Below are 12038 nucleotides of genomic sequence, written 5' to 3' on the forward strand. Positions count from 1 at the left end.
AATCGGCGGCCGCCTGGAGGACTTTGGCGATGTCCAGGTAGCTGGTGGCCGGGGTGTCACCACCCAGCGCGTAGGCCTCGTCGGCCGCGCGGACGTGCAGAGCGTCCCGGTCCGGGTCGGCGTAGACGGCTACGCTCGCGATCCCGGCGTCCCGACAGGCTCGGGCAACGCGGACAGCGATTTCGCCACGGTTGGCGATGAGCACCTTGCGCACGATGGCTCCCTCCTTGAAACAAGGCGAGTTTAGGGACTGCCGACACGGCCTGCCGAGTCGGCCCCGGGGGTGACCTTGCCCACACGGAGCGTCATCCGAGCGCCGAGCGAGGACTGAAAGTCCTTGTCGTCCCACGGTACGCCCGGAAATCTCGAGGAACTCTCGTGCTCCGGTGTGGTCAAGGTCTCTGTCAGGTCGACCAGCGGTGGCCAAGTGCCCTTTGTCGAATCCCTACGAACGCGCAACGGAAACTTTGCCGATCTGATGCGTCCTGCCGGGTGACACCTCCGCAGAGCCTGCAGACCCCTTGTTTATGGGATTACCCGTTAGTAGCGTGCCAGATGTCTGAGTACTCGGGGTAACGAGTGAAGTGGGGTGGGCGGGGGTGGCTCGCAGACCAGTGGCCGCGGTGGCGGCCGTGCTGCTGTTCCTGGAAGCGATCGGGATCGTCCTGCTCAACATGGTCCTGGGCATCGCCGTTGACCGGCAGGACATGTCGCTCGGCGGCCTCGACCCGGACGCGATGAGCGTCTCCACCTGGGTCATGGGCGGGCTCTTCGGCCTCTATCTGGCGAGCTGCGCGCTCGTCCTGGGGCGCTGCGCGCTGCGCGACCGGGCCCCCGGGCGGCTGGCGCGCATCCTGCTCATCACCTGCGCGGTGGTGCACGGCGTGCTCGGTGCGCTCACCGTCGGGCTGGTCGGCTGGGCCGCGTTCGCCTTCATGATGGTCGTCTTCGGGATGGTCGTGCTGGTGTTGCTGGCCTTCCCCGCGGGGAGCTCCGACGCCCCCGACACTCCTGACACCCCCGCCGCGCCCGCGGCGGCAGCCGAGGCGTAAGCCCGGGACGTACGCCGCCGAAACGCGGGCTCTACGCCCAGAGTTCGGTGATCCCCACGCCCACGTCGGCGAGCAGCCGCCTGAGCAGGGGCAGCGACAGGCCGATGACGTTGCCCGGGTCGCCGTCGATGCCGTCGATGAAGGGGGCCGAGCGCCCGTCGAGGGTGAACGCGCCCGCCACGCGCAGCGGTTCGCCGCTCGCCACGTACGCCGCGATCTCCGCGTCCGTCGGTTCCCCGAACCGGACCGTCGTGGACGCGGTCGCCGAGGCCCGGCGGCCGGTCGCCGTGTCGATCACGCAGTGGCCGGTCAGCAGCACGCCCGAGCGCCCGCGCATCGCCTTCCAGCGGGCGGTGGCGTCCTCGGCGTCCACCGGCTTGCCGAAGGCCTGACCGTCGAGCTCCAGCACCGAGTCGCAGCCGACGACGAGCGCGCCCGCGGCTTCCGGCCGTACGGACACCGCCGCGGCCTTCGCCTCGGCCAGCAGCCGGGCCAGCTCCTCCGGGGAGTCCGTGGTGATGGCGTCCTCGTCCACACCGCTGACGATCACCTCGGGGATGAGTCCCGCCTGGCGGAGCAGTCCGAGGCGGGCTGGGGAGGCGGAGGCGAGGACGAGACGGCGCTGATCGGTCATGGAGCCCAGGGTATCGACCGGCCCGGGCCGGCTCGGACCCCAGGCCCGGACCGACTCCCGACCGGCTCGACCGGGCTCAGAGGGCCAGCGCCAACGTCATGATGATCACGGCGACCGCCAGCACCCAGCCCGCCCGGCGGAGCATCGCCTCGGCTTGGCGCAGCTCCTCTGGGGGCTCGTCGGTGGGGTCGGACCAGAGCATGGATTCGATCCTCCGTCGGATACGACGGTGCCGCCTGAGTACGCGTACTCAGGCGGCACCGTCCGGAGGGACTAATCCCGCTGGTCCAGAGGATTCGGGGGCTCCAGGGGCTCCGGGGCCCCGGCGGTCCCGCGGCTCCACGGGCCCGCCGGTCACCAGGTCATCTGCTCGCCTGGGCCGGTACGAGCCTGCTCACCTCGGCCAGTACGAGCTGCGCCACGCCTTCGGGCCCGGGTGCGGCAGCACGCCCCGCGCCACGTTCCGCGCCTTGTCGGCCCACTCGTCGAGCTCCTCCTGCGCTGCGGAGACGGCCCCCGCCGCCGCGGCGCGCGCCTGGACCACCGCTAGTGCGGCGGCCAGCTCCTCTGGGGTGGGGTTGCCCCGTACGACCTTGTACATGCGCAGCCTCCTTGAGCCTCTCGCCGTCCTCGTACCCCTGTGGCCCCGCTTTACAGCGGGATGTTGCCGTGCTTCTTCGGCGGCAGCGACGCGCGCTTGTTGCGCAGCGTGCGCAGCCCGCGGACGACGTGGCGGCGGGTCTCCGACGGCATGATCACCGCGTCGATGTAGCCGCGCTCGGCCGCGGTGTACGGGTTGAGCAGCGCGTCCTCGTACTCGGCGATCAGCCGCGTCCGCACCTCCTCGGCCTGCTCCGGCGTCTCGGCCGCGGCGATCGTGCGGCGGTGCAGGATGTTGACCGCGCCCTGAGCGCCCATGACCGCGATCTGGGCGGTCGGCCAGGCGAGGTTGAGGTCCGCGCCGAGGTGCTTGGAGCCCATGACGTCGTACGCGCCGCCGAAGGCCTTGCGGGTGATGACGGTGATGAGCGGGACGGTCGCCTCCGCGTACGCGTAGATCAGCTTGGCGCCGCGCCGGATGATGCCGTTGTACTCCTGGTCGGTGCCGGGCAGGAAGCCGGGCACGTCCACGAAGGTCAGCACGGGGACGTTGAAGGCGTCGCAGGTACGGACGAAGCGCGAGGCCTTCTCCGAGGCGCTGATGTCCAGACAGCCCGCGAACTGCATCGGCTGGTTGGCCACGATGCCCACCGGGTGGCCCTCGACCCGGCCGAAGCCGGTGACGATGTTCGGCGCGAACAGCGCCTGCGTCTCGAGGAATTCGTTGTCGTCGAGGATGTGCTCGATGAGCCGGTGCATGTCGTACGGCTGGTTCGCCGAGTCCGGGATCACCGTGTCCAGCTCGCGGTCCTCGTCCGAGACCGCCAGGTCCGCCTCCTCGGGGAAGACGGGCGGCTCGCTGAGGTTGTTGGACGGCAGGTACGAGAGCAGCGACTTGATGTAGTCGATGGCGTCCTTCTCGTCGCCCGCCATGTGGTGCGCGACGCCGGAGGTGGTGTTGTGGGTGCGGGCGCCGCCCAGCTCCTCGAAGCCGACGTCCTCGCCGGTGACGGTCTTGATGACGTCGGGCCCGGTGATGAACATGTGCGAGGTCTTGTCGACCATGACCGTGAAGTCGGTGATCGCGGGGGAGTAGACCGCACCGCCCGCGCACGGGCCGACGATCAGGCTGATCTGCGGGATCACCCCGGAGGCGTGGACGTTGCGGCGGAAGATCTCGCCGTACATGCCCAGAGCGCTGACGCCCTCCTGGATGCGGGCGCCGCCGGAGTCGTTGATGCCGACGACCGGACAGCCGTTCTTCAGCGCGAAGTCCATCACTTTGACGATCTTCTCGCCGAAGACCTCGCCCAGGGCGCCGCCGAAGACCGTGAAGTCCTGGGAGAACACGGCCACCGGGCGGCCGTCGACCGTGCCGTAGCCGGTGACGACGCCGTCGCCGTAGGGCCGCGTCTTGTCGAGGCCGAAGTTGGTCGACCGGTGCCGCGCGAACTCGTCCAGCTCGACGAACGACCCCTCGTCGAGCAGCAGGTTCACGCGCTCACGGGCCGTCAGCTTCCCCTTCGCGTGCTGCTTCTCGACCGCGCGCTGCGAGCCGGCGTGCGTCGCCTCCTCGGTGCGACGCTGCAGGTCCGCGATCTTCCCCGCGGTCGTGTGAATGTCGTAATCCGGCTCGGACATCGGGATGCGGCTCCTGCTCGTCCTGTGTGTGCTGCCTGGGCTGCTGTGTTATACGGGCTACTGACTCGTAGCGTATCGGCGACGCTGCGCGATGGCAGTGCGGCGTTGGACACACCGCGCACCCTCGCGGGGCGGCGGCTGAGCTGGTACGGGGCCTACGCTGGCGGCATGACGCCGAAGCCGCCAGGAACGCCCGGCTCCCCGCAGCCGGACCCCGCCCACGGCCGCTGGTCCGACCTCGAGCGGCCGCCGCTGAATGCCGCCGCGCTGCGCAAGGCCCTCGTGCGGCCCGGCGGTCTGTGGACCGCCTTCGACGTGGTCGAGGTGACCGGGTCCACCAACACCGACCTCGCCGAGCGGGCCAGGGCGGGCGACGCCGAGGCGGGCGCGGTGCTCGTCGCCGAGGAGCAGTCCGCGGGGCGCGGGCGGCTCGACCGGACCTGGTCCTCACCGGCGCGCTCGGGGCTTTTCTTCTCCGTGTTCCTCGAACCGGACGTCCCAACCGAGCGGTGGGGCTGGCTGCCGCTGCTCGCCGGGGTCGCGACGGCGACCGCGCTGTCCCGGGCCGCCGGCGTCGACACCGCGCTGAAGTGGCCCAACGACCTGCTCGTACAGGTCGGCGACGAGGAGCGGAAGGCCGGCGGCATCCTCGCCGAGCGGGCCGGGGACGGCGTCGTGGTCGGGATCGGGCTCAACGTCACGCTGCACGCGGACGAACTGCCCGTGCCGGAAGCCGGGTCGCTGTTGCTGGCGGGCGCGGCCGCGGTGGACCGGGACCCGCTGCTGCGGGCCGTACTGCGCTCGCTCGAGCAGTGGTACGAGGACTGGCGGGGGGCCGGCGGCGACCCCGGGGCGAGCCGGCTGCAGGAGGCGTACGCGGCGGGCTGCGCGACCCTCGGCAGGACCGTGCGCGCGGTGCTGCCCGGGGACCGGGAGATCATCGGTGAGGCGGTCGCGGTCGACGGCGACGGCAGGCTCGTCCTGGCCACCAAGGAGGGCGTGCAGCAGCCGGTGGGCGCCGGGGACATCGTCCATCTACGGGCTGCCGGATGAGAGTGAGCTAGGGCACACCTGCCGTATCGTTTGATGCGCCGGACCAGGCAGAGAGCGGGCCGAGTGGGCGGAGCGGGCGAGAAGTGATCGGAAGGGCTGTGCGCAGGGATCGGACCAGGCCGTGTCTCCCAGGTCCCCGTGGATCAGCCCGCGGCGTCTGGTGCCGTGCATCGCAAGGCGGTGGGGGCACCCCCGGCGGAGCCAGGGGGAGGTCGTCCTCGTACTGGGCGTACTCGGACGGGCCCGACAACGCAGCGAGGTGCGGTGGCTGGGGTTCCCCCTGCCGAAGGCCAGGGGCGCGTCGCGGGCCCGCGGGGACCTGGGAGACACGGCTTGGGGGCGGGCGGTGACCGTGGACGAGCCCTCTTCTGCCGCCTCCGCTCCTGGCGAGGAGCCGCCCGAGGAGAACCCGCTCGCCCTCCGGATCGAGCAGCTGATCCTCGGCTCCGAGCGGCGCTACACCCCCTTCCAGGCGGCCCGCAGCGCCGGGGTCTCGATGGAGCTGGCCTCCCGGTTCTGGCGGGCCATGGGATTCGCCGACATCGGGCAGGCCAAGGCGCTGACGGAGGCGGACGTGCTGGCGCTGCGGCGGCTCGCGGGTCTGGTCGAGGCCGGGCTGCTGAGCGAGCCCATGGCGGTGCAGGTGGCGCGGTCCACCGGGCAGACCACGGCGCGGCTCGCGGAGTGGCAGATCGACTCCTTCCTGGAGGGGCTCACCGAGCCGCCGGAGCCGGGGATGACCCGCACCGAGGTCACGTATCCGCTGGTCGAGCTGTTGCTGCCGGAGCTCGAGGAGTTCCTGGTGTACGTGTGGCGGCGGCAGCTCGCGGCGGCCACCGGGCGCGTGGTGCAGGCCGCGGACGACGAGGAGATGGTCGAGCGGCGGATCGCGGTCGGGTTCGCGGACCTCGTGGGCTTCACCCGGCTGACCCGGCGGCTGGAGGAGGAGGAGCTCGGCGAGCTGGTCGAGGCCTTCGAGACCACGGCCGCGGATCTGGTCGCGGCGCACGGCGGGCGGCTCATCAAGACCCTGGGGGACGAGGTCCTGTTCGCGGCGGACGACGCGGGGATCGCGAGCGAGATCGGGCTGCGGCTGATCGAGACGATGACGCACGACGAGACGATGCCGGAGCTGCGGGTCGGCATCGCCTTCGGGACGGTGACGACGCGGATGGGCGACGTCTTCGGGACGACGGTCAACCTGGCGAGCCGCCTGACATCGATAGCGCCGAAGGACGCGGTGCTGGTGGACGGGGCGTTCGCGGAGGAGCTGATGCGCTCGGGCGACGCGCCCGAGTCGGAGGCGGAGGCCGCGAAGGCGGAGAAGGAGGGCCGCAGCCCTGCCTCCGCGTACCGGTTCGCGCTGCAGCCGATGTGGCAGCGGCCGGTGCGAGGCCTCGGGGTCGTGGAGCCGTGGCTGCTGACCCGGCGGGGGTAGGCAAGATCTTTCCGCCCCGACGGCGGGCGACCGCTGTGTCGCTGTCCGGCTGTGCCGAGCCGGCCTGAACCAGCGGAGTTCTGTCCCGGGTGCGATGATGCCTCGCGCAGGTTCACGGTCGTTAACCCGGAGCGGGAACGGGGAGAGCGGAGGGCGCATGGGCAGCGAGCAGCGGTACGGGGAGTGGGTCGCCGTACGGCGGCACGGCGAGCACGTCGCAGAGCTCGTACTGGACCGCCCCAAAGCGATGAACGCCGTCTCGACGGAGATGGCGCGGGCGCTCGCGGAGGCGTGCGGTGCGCTGGCGGCGGACCGGTCCGCGCGGGTCGTGGTGCTGACCTCGAGCCACCAGCGGGCGTTCTGTGTCGGCGCGGACCTCAAGGAGCGCAACTCCTTCACGGACGCGGAGCTGCTGCGGCAGCGGCCGGTGACCAGGGCCGCGTACACCGGTGTGCTGGAGCTGCCGATGCCCACCATCGCGGCGGTGCACGGCTTCGCACTCGGCGGCGGGTTCGAGATCGCGCTCTCCTGCGATCTGATCGTGGCGGACAGGACCGCCGTCCTCGGTCTTCCGGAGGTGTCGGTGGGCGTGATCCCGGGCGGCGGCGGGACGCAGCTGCTGCCGCGGCGGGTGGGCGCGGCCCGCGCCGCCGAGCTGGTGTTCACGGCGCGGCGGGTGGCGGCGGAGGAGGCCCGGGAACTGGGGCTCGTGGACCTGCTGGTCGAGGAGGGCGCGGACGGTACGGAGGCGCTGGCGCTCGCCGGGCGGATCGCCGCGAACTCGCCGGTCGGGCTGCGGGCGGCCAAGCGGGCGCTGCGGCTCGGGCACGGGCTGGACCTGCGGGCCGGTCTCGAGGTGGAGGACGCGGCCTGGCGGAGTGTGGCCTTCTCCGGGGACCGGGCGGAGGGCGTCGCGGCCTTCAACGAGAAGCGCACGCCGGACTGGCCGGGGGAGTAGGCGGGCGGAGCAGCGCCCGGGGGAGCCGGTCCGGGGGGCAGGCCGGGGGCGTGAGCGAAAGCCATTCCCCGGAACGGGGCGAATGCCATCAAATGTTCCTAGGCTGGAGTGCGAGGTGCGCACTCGGTTACGGAATGTGAGGTGCCGGTGCCCGTGTCGTACGACGGCGGCGGGGGCGATGCGCGGCTGCGGGCGGTCGTGGGCCTGGCCCAGGCGATGGCCGCCGCGCAGACTCCGCGCGAGTCCGCGCGCGCTGCGGCGGCCGGGGCCATGCGGGCGCTGGGCGGGACCTTCGCCGCGCTGTCGGTGTGGGAGCGGGAGCTGGGGCGGCTCCGGGTGCTCGTCAACACCGGCGAACTCGCCGAAGGCGAGGAGGAGTTCCCCGAGGACGAGTCCTACCCGGTGCACGAGTTCCCGGAGATCGCCGAGTTTCTGCATGACCGGTGGGCCGGGGGCGGCGAGCCCAACGCATGGGTGGAGACCGCGAACGGCCCCGGCGCGGGGCCTGTGTCCGGTGCTTACTGCACCCAGCGCGTGGCCGCCCTCCAGCGGCGCGGCCGCGGCTGCTGCGTGGTCGCGCCGATCGTGCTGCACGGGCGGGCGTGGGGCGAGCTGTACGTGGCGCGGGGGGCCGGGGAACCGGTCTTCGGCCGGGACGACGCGGACTTCGCGACCGTACTGGCGGCCGTGACGGCGGCCGGGATCGCGCAGACGGAGCGCTTGGAGGAGGCACGCCGGCTCGCGTTCACGGACCCGCTGACGGGGCTCGCGAACCGCCGGCTGGTGGACCTCCGCCTCGACGAGGCGGTGGACCGGCACGTGGCGGACGGCACGGTGGTCAGCCTCGTGGTCTGCGACATCAACGGCCTCAAGGAGGTCAACGACTCGATGGGCCACGCGGTCGGCGACCGCCTGCTGGAACGCTTCGGCTCGCTGCTGTCGCTGTGCGGGGCGGCGCTGCCGGGCGCCCTGGTCGCGCGGCTCGGCGGCGACGAGTTCTGCCTGCTGGCGGTGGGGCCGCCGGCCGACGACGTGGTGCACGCGGCGGATGAACTGTGCCGCCGGGCGGGCGACTTGGAGCTGGGCGAGGGCGTCGCCTGCGGGGTCGCTTCCACGGGCGAGCAGATCGGGCCCGTACGGTCCGCGCGCCGGCTCTTCCGGCTCGCGGACGCGGCGCAGTACCGGGCGAAGGCGGCCCGCTCGGAGAAGCCGGTCGTGGCGGGCCGCGAGGGCCCCGACGACCCGGTGGTCCGCCTCGCGGAGACTCCCCCGGAACCCGGCCCGGACCGCCGCCGCTTCCGCAGCCGCACGGAGTCATAACGCACGCCTGGCGGGCACCCCGTGCGCCGAAGCCCGCGTGGCGCCGGGCCACGGGCCGCGGGGCGGCGACCGGCCTGAGCACGGAGCCGTAACGCCGGCATGCCGCACCCCCTGGGCCGCACGGCGGCGAGCGGCCTGGCCACGCGCCCCGCCGCCCGCGCCGCCCTCGCCTCCCCTGCAAGGGCCGGCCCTGCCTGGCCTCAGGGGCATGGCGCGCCGGAGGGAACACAAGTGCCCCGCGGCGGGCGGGCGCCTGGCGCGCGGGCGGACCCTCGGCCCGCGGGCGGGCCCCCTGCCGCGGTGCGGCCTCCGCCGCCGAGGGTGTTCGCCCCCGCGGTCGTCCTCCGCCGCGTACCGGCGAGGTGGCCCTCCGGGCCTCGGGAAACCCGAAGACCGGCTGTCCGGCGGCCCCGCGGCCCATGGGCGGGCCCCTGGCGCGGTGCGGCTCCCCGCCCAGCGGGGCTCGCTTCCGCGGCCGCTCGGCGCCGCGGTGGCGGCGCGCCGGCTCCCCGGGCCGGGGAACGTGAAGGCTGGTTGGTCGGCGGTCGCTCGGCCCGCCTGCGGGTTCCCCTCGGCGGGGCGGTTCCCCGCCGAGGGTGTTCGCTTCCGCGCCCGCGCCGCGTGGCGACGAGGCGGTCGGTCCTCTCGAGGTCGGGAACCCGAAGGCCGGTTTTCCGACGGGTCTGCGGCCCGTGGGCGGGTCTGCGGCCCGTGGGCGGGCCCCTGGCGCGGGGCCATCTCGCCGCCGAGGGGCTGTCTTCGGTGGCCGCTCGGCCGCTGCGGGCGGCCTGGCCGCGGAGGGGGCTCGTTTCCGCGGTCGTCCGCCGCGTATTTGACGAGGCGACCCTCCCGGGGCCGGGCCTGAAGGCTGGCTGCCCGACGGGGCTGCGATCCGTGGGCGGGCCCCTGGCGGGGCGGCGGCTTCCCGCCGAGGGAGCTCGCTTTCGCGGCTTGCCCTGGTGGCGCGTCGCGGTGAAGCGTCACCGCTGGGGAACTCGTAGGGCGGTCGCCCGGCGGCGGGGCGTGGTTCCTTTGCCGGCCCGTTCGCGGGGCGGTCGCCCGGTGTGGAGGTCTGCGCAGGCCCCCTCGGCGAGGGGAGCCGCTGCGCGATGGGGCGCAGCCCCCTCCGCGGGGCGGCCCACCGGCGAGGGACTTTGCGGAGCGGCCCTCCCGGCGAGGGAGTTCGCGGAGCGGCCCTCCCGGCGAGGGAGTTCGCGGAGCGGCCCTCCCGGCGAGGCACTCGCGGAGCGGCCCCCCCGGGGAGGGACTTCGCGGAGCGGCCCTCCCGGCGAGGCACTGGCGGAGCGGCCCCCCGGGGAGGGAGTTCGCTTGAGCGGCCCTCCCGGCGAGGGGCCCGCTGGTGACTTTCGGGGATTCACTCTCTAGGGTTCCTGAATATGGATATGCACAATGTGGTGGTGGGGACGGCCGGGGCCACGGCTGAGGACGTTGTTGCCGTGGCCCGCGGAGAGGCGCGGGTTGACTTGTCCCGCGAGGCGCTGGACGCGCTGGGGGCCGCGCGGGAGGTCGTCGATGCGCTCGCCGCCAAGCCGGACCCGGTCTACGGCGTCTCGACCGGCTTCGGCGCGCTCGCCGTCCGGCACATCAGCCCCGGGCTGCGCACCCAGCTGCAGCGCAACATCGTCCGCTCGCACGCTGCCGGCATGGGCCCGCGCGTCGAGCGCGAAGTCGTGCGCGCGCTGATGTTCCTGCGGCTGAAGACCCTCTGCTCCGGCCGTACGGGCGTCCGTCCGCTGGTCGCGCAGACCATGGCCGCGATCCTCAACGCGGGCATCACCCCCGTCGTCCACGAGTACGGCTCCCTCGGTTGCTCCGGCGACCTCGCGCCGCTCTCGCACTGCGCCCTCACCCTCATGGGCGAGGGCGACGCCGAAGGCCCCGACGGCGTCGTCCGCCCCGCCCACGAGCTGCTCGAAGCCCACCGCATCGAGCCCGTGGTCCTCCGTGAGAAGGAGGGCCTCGCGCTCCTCAACGGCACCGACGGCATGCTCGGCATGCTCGTCATGGCCTGCGCCGACCTCGCGCGGCTGTTCACCGCGGCCGACATCACGGCCGCGCTCTCCCTCGAGGCCCTGCTCGGCACGGAGAAGGTGCTCGCGCCCGAGCTGCACGCCATCCGCCCGCACCCGGGCCAGGCGGCCAGCGCCGCCAACATGCTCAAAGTCCTTGCCGATTCCGGCCTGACCGGCCACCACCAGGACGATGCGCCGCGCGTCCAGGACGCGTACTCCGTGCGCTGCGCCCCGCAGGTCGCGGGCGCGGGCCGGGACACCCTCGCTCACGCGCGCGTGGTCGCCGACCGCGAGCTCGCAGCCGCCGTGGACAACCCCGTCGTCCTCCCCGGCGGCCGGGTCGAATCCAACGGCAACTTCCACGGCGCGCCCGTCGCGTACGTCCTGGACTTCCTCGCCGTCGCCGCGGCCGACCTCGCGTCGATCGCCGAGCGCCGCACCGACCGGCTGCTCGACAAGAACCGCTCGCACGGACTGCCGCCCTTCCTCGCGGACGACCCCGGCGTCGACTCCGGCCTGATGATCGCCCAGTACACGCAGGCGGCCCTGGTCAGCGAGATGAAGCGGCTGGCCGTACCCGCCTCGGTGGACTCGATCCCGTCCTCCGCGATGCAGGAGGACCACGTCTCGATGGGCTGGTCCGCGGCGCGCAAGCTGCGCCACTCCGTCGAGAACCTCGGCCGCGTCATCGCCGTCGAGCTGGTCGCCGCGACCCGCGCGATCGAGCTGCGCGAGGGGCTCCTCCCGGCGCCGGCGACGCGGGCGGTGCTGACGGCCGTGCGCGAGGCGGGCGTCCGGGGGCCGGGCGGCGACCGCTACCTGGCGCCGGACCTCGCGGCGGCGGATTCCTTCGTACGGTCCGGGGGGCTCGTGCGGGCCGTGGAGCCGGTGACGGGCCCGCTGGCCTGAGGCCCCAGGGTTCGCGATACGGCGGCGTTACGGGGCCGGCGCACAGCTGGGCCCCGTACCGCCCCGCTACGGGTCAGAGCGCGCTCGTACCGGCGCGCCGCGCCGCATACGCGACCATCGCCGCGCCGAAGCCGAGGAAGAGCGTCCCGCCCACGAGATACGGCGTGGTGTCCACGCTGCCGGTGTCGGCGAGGGAGAGGTCCTGGGAAAGGTCCTTCGCGCCGTTCTGAGGTTCGGACGGAGCGGCGGCGGAGCCCGGGGACTCGCTGCGCGCGTCCGCCGTGCCCCGCTCGACCGTCGCGTTCGCCGAAGGCACGAACCACAGCGCGAAGAGCAGTGAACCCGCGGCGGTGGCGGTCAGCAGCGGGCGGCGTGCGGACACGGAACGGACCCCCTTGCG

The 12038-nt window shown here is 73.7% G+C and carries 12 protein-coding genes; 6 read left to right on the forward strand and 6 right to left on the reverse strand.

What is annotated here, in order from left to right; translation table 11 throughout:
- The coding region (locus ACTWQC_RS31505) for a biotin carboxylase N-terminal domain-containing protein (RefSeq protein ID WP_443319260.1) at positions 1 to 214 on the reverse strand (214 nt) is incomplete at its 3' end.
- A 385-nt stretch (positions 215 to 599) separates the two neighbouring features.
- Between ACTWQC_RS31505 and ACTWQC_RS31510 the strand changes: the two genes are divergently transcribed.
- Positions 600 to 1052, forward strand: a complete 453-nt coding sequence (locus ACTWQC_RS31510; RefSeq protein WP_443319261.1) for a hypothetical protein — start codon at positions 600 to 602, stop codon at positions 1050 to 1052.
- A gap of 31 nt (positions 1053 to 1083) precedes the next feature.
- On the opposite strand, the gene ACTWQC_RS31515 is transcribed toward ACTWQC_RS31510, so the two are convergent.
- The 4 genes from ACTWQC_RS31515 to ACTWQC_RS31530 form a co-directional block, all read right to left on the reverse strand.
- The gene (locus ACTWQC_RS31515) at positions 1084 to 1686 is read right to left on the reverse strand and encodes a Maf family protein (RefSeq protein WP_443319262.1); all 603 of its coding nucleotides are present in this window, start codon (positions 1684 to 1686) and stop codon (positions 1084 to 1086) included.
- A gap of 76 nt (positions 1687 to 1762) precedes the next feature.
- On the reverse strand, positions 1763 to 1888 hold the full coding sequence (gene mmpB, locus ACTWQC_RS31520) for a morphogenic membrane protein MmpB (RefSeq protein ID WP_443319263.1): 126 nt from the start codon (positions 1886 to 1888) through the stop codon (positions 1763 to 1765).
- A 192-nt stretch (positions 1889 to 2080) separates the two neighbouring features.
- The gene (locus ACTWQC_RS31525; protein WP_443319264.1) at positions 2081 to 2287 is read right to left on the reverse strand and encodes an acyl-CoA carboxylase epsilon subunit; all 207 of its coding nucleotides are present in this window, start codon (positions 2285 to 2287) and stop codon (positions 2081 to 2083) included.
- A 50-nt stretch (positions 2288 to 2337) separates the two neighbouring features.
- A complete protein-coding gene (locus ACTWQC_RS31530; RefSeq protein WP_443319265.1) occupies positions 2338 to 3927 on the reverse strand; it encodes an acyl-CoA carboxylase subunit beta in 1590 nt (529 codons plus the stop codon).
- A gap of 168 nt (positions 3928 to 4095) precedes the next feature.
- Between ACTWQC_RS31530 and ACTWQC_RS31535 the strand changes: the two genes are divergently transcribed.
- The 5 genes from ACTWQC_RS31535 to hutH all read left to right on the forward strand — a co-directional run bounded on the left by ACTWQC_RS31535 (position 4096) and on the right by hutH (position 11638).
- A complete protein-coding gene (locus ACTWQC_RS31535) occupies positions 4096 to 4980 on the forward strand; it encodes a biotin--[acetyl-CoA-carboxylase] ligase (protein WP_443319266.1) in 885 nt (294 codons plus the stop codon).
- Positions 4981 to 5326: 346 nt separating this feature from the next.
- A complete protein-coding gene (locus tag ACTWQC_RS31540) occupies positions 5327 to 6418 on the forward strand; it encodes an adenylate/guanylate cyclase domain-containing protein (RefSeq protein WP_443319267.1) in 1092 nt (363 codons plus the stop codon).
- Positions 6419 to 6575: 157 nt separating this feature from the next.
- The gene (locus ACTWQC_RS31545) at positions 6576 to 7376 is read left to right on the forward strand and encodes an enoyl-CoA hydratase/isomerase family protein (RefSeq protein WP_443319268.1); all 801 of its coding nucleotides are present in this window, start codon (positions 6576 to 6578) and stop codon (positions 7374 to 7376) included.
- Positions 7377 to 7592: 216 nt separating this feature from the next.
- Positions 7593 to 8696, forward strand: coding sequence for a diguanylate cyclase domain-containing protein (locus ACTWQC_RS31550; protein WP_443319311.1), 1104 nt, complete (start codon positions 7593 to 7595; stop codon positions 8694 to 8696).
- A gap of 1397 nt (positions 8697 to 10093) precedes the next feature.
- Complete coding sequence (gene hutH, locus ACTWQC_RS31555; RefSeq protein WP_443319269.1) at positions 10094 to 11638, forward strand: histidine ammonia-lyase; 1545 nt, start codon at positions 10094 to 10096, stop codon at positions 11636 to 11638.
- 73 nt (positions 11639 to 11711) lie between these two features.
- Here hutH and ACTWQC_RS31560 read toward each other — a convergent pair whose 3' ends face one another.
- Positions 11712 to 12020 (reverse strand): hypothetical protein, encoded by a 309-nt coding sequence (locus ACTWQC_RS31560; RefSeq protein ID WP_443319270.1) that lies wholly within the window; start codon positions 12018 to 12020, stop codon positions 11712 to 11714.
- Positions 12021 to 12038: the final 18 nt, after the last annotated feature.

Origin of the sequence: Streptomyces sp. 8N616 (assembly GCF_052246385.1) — a bacterium.
In the GTDB taxonomy this organism is placed as follows: Bacteria; Actinomycetota; Actinomycetes; order Streptomycetales; family Streptomycetaceae; genus Streptomyces.

What these genes read in the sequence shown, in the direction of transcription:
- ACTWQC_RS31535 (WP_443319266.1), top strand. Translation starts at nt 4,096, where the DNA reads ATGACGCCGAAGCCGCCAGGAACGCCCGGCTCCCCGCAGCCGGACCCC.
- ACTWQC_RS31515 (WP_443319262.1), bottom strand. Translation starts at nt 1,686, where the DNA reads ATGACCGATCAGCGCCGTCTCGTCCTCGCCTCCGCCTCCCCAGCCCGC.
- hutH (WP_443319269.1), top strand. Translation starts at nt 10,094, where the DNA reads ATGGATATGCACAATGTGGTGGTGGGGACGGCCGGGGCCACGGCTGAG.
- ACTWQC_RS31530 (WP_443319265.1), bottom strand. Translation starts at nt 3,927, where the DNA reads ATGTCCGAGCCGGATTACGACATTCACACGACCGCGGGGAAGATCGCG.
- mmpB (WP_443319263.1), bottom strand. Translation starts at nt 1,888, where the DNA reads ATGCTCTGGTCCGACCCCACCGACGAGCCCCCAGAGGAGCTGCGCCAA.
- ACTWQC_RS31550 (WP_443319311.1), top strand. Translation starts at nt 7,593, where the DNA reads ATGGCCGCCGCGCAGACTCCGCGCGAGTCCGCGCGCGCTGCGGCGGCC.
- ACTWQC_RS31525 (WP_443319264.1), bottom strand. Translation starts at nt 2,287, where the DNA reads ATGTACAAGGTCGTACGGGGCAACCCCACCCCAGAGGAGCTGGCCGCC.
- ACTWQC_RS31545 (WP_443319268.1), top strand. Translation starts at nt 6,576, where the DNA reads ATGGGCAGCGAGCAGCGGTACGGGGAGTGGGTCGCCGTACGGCGGCAC.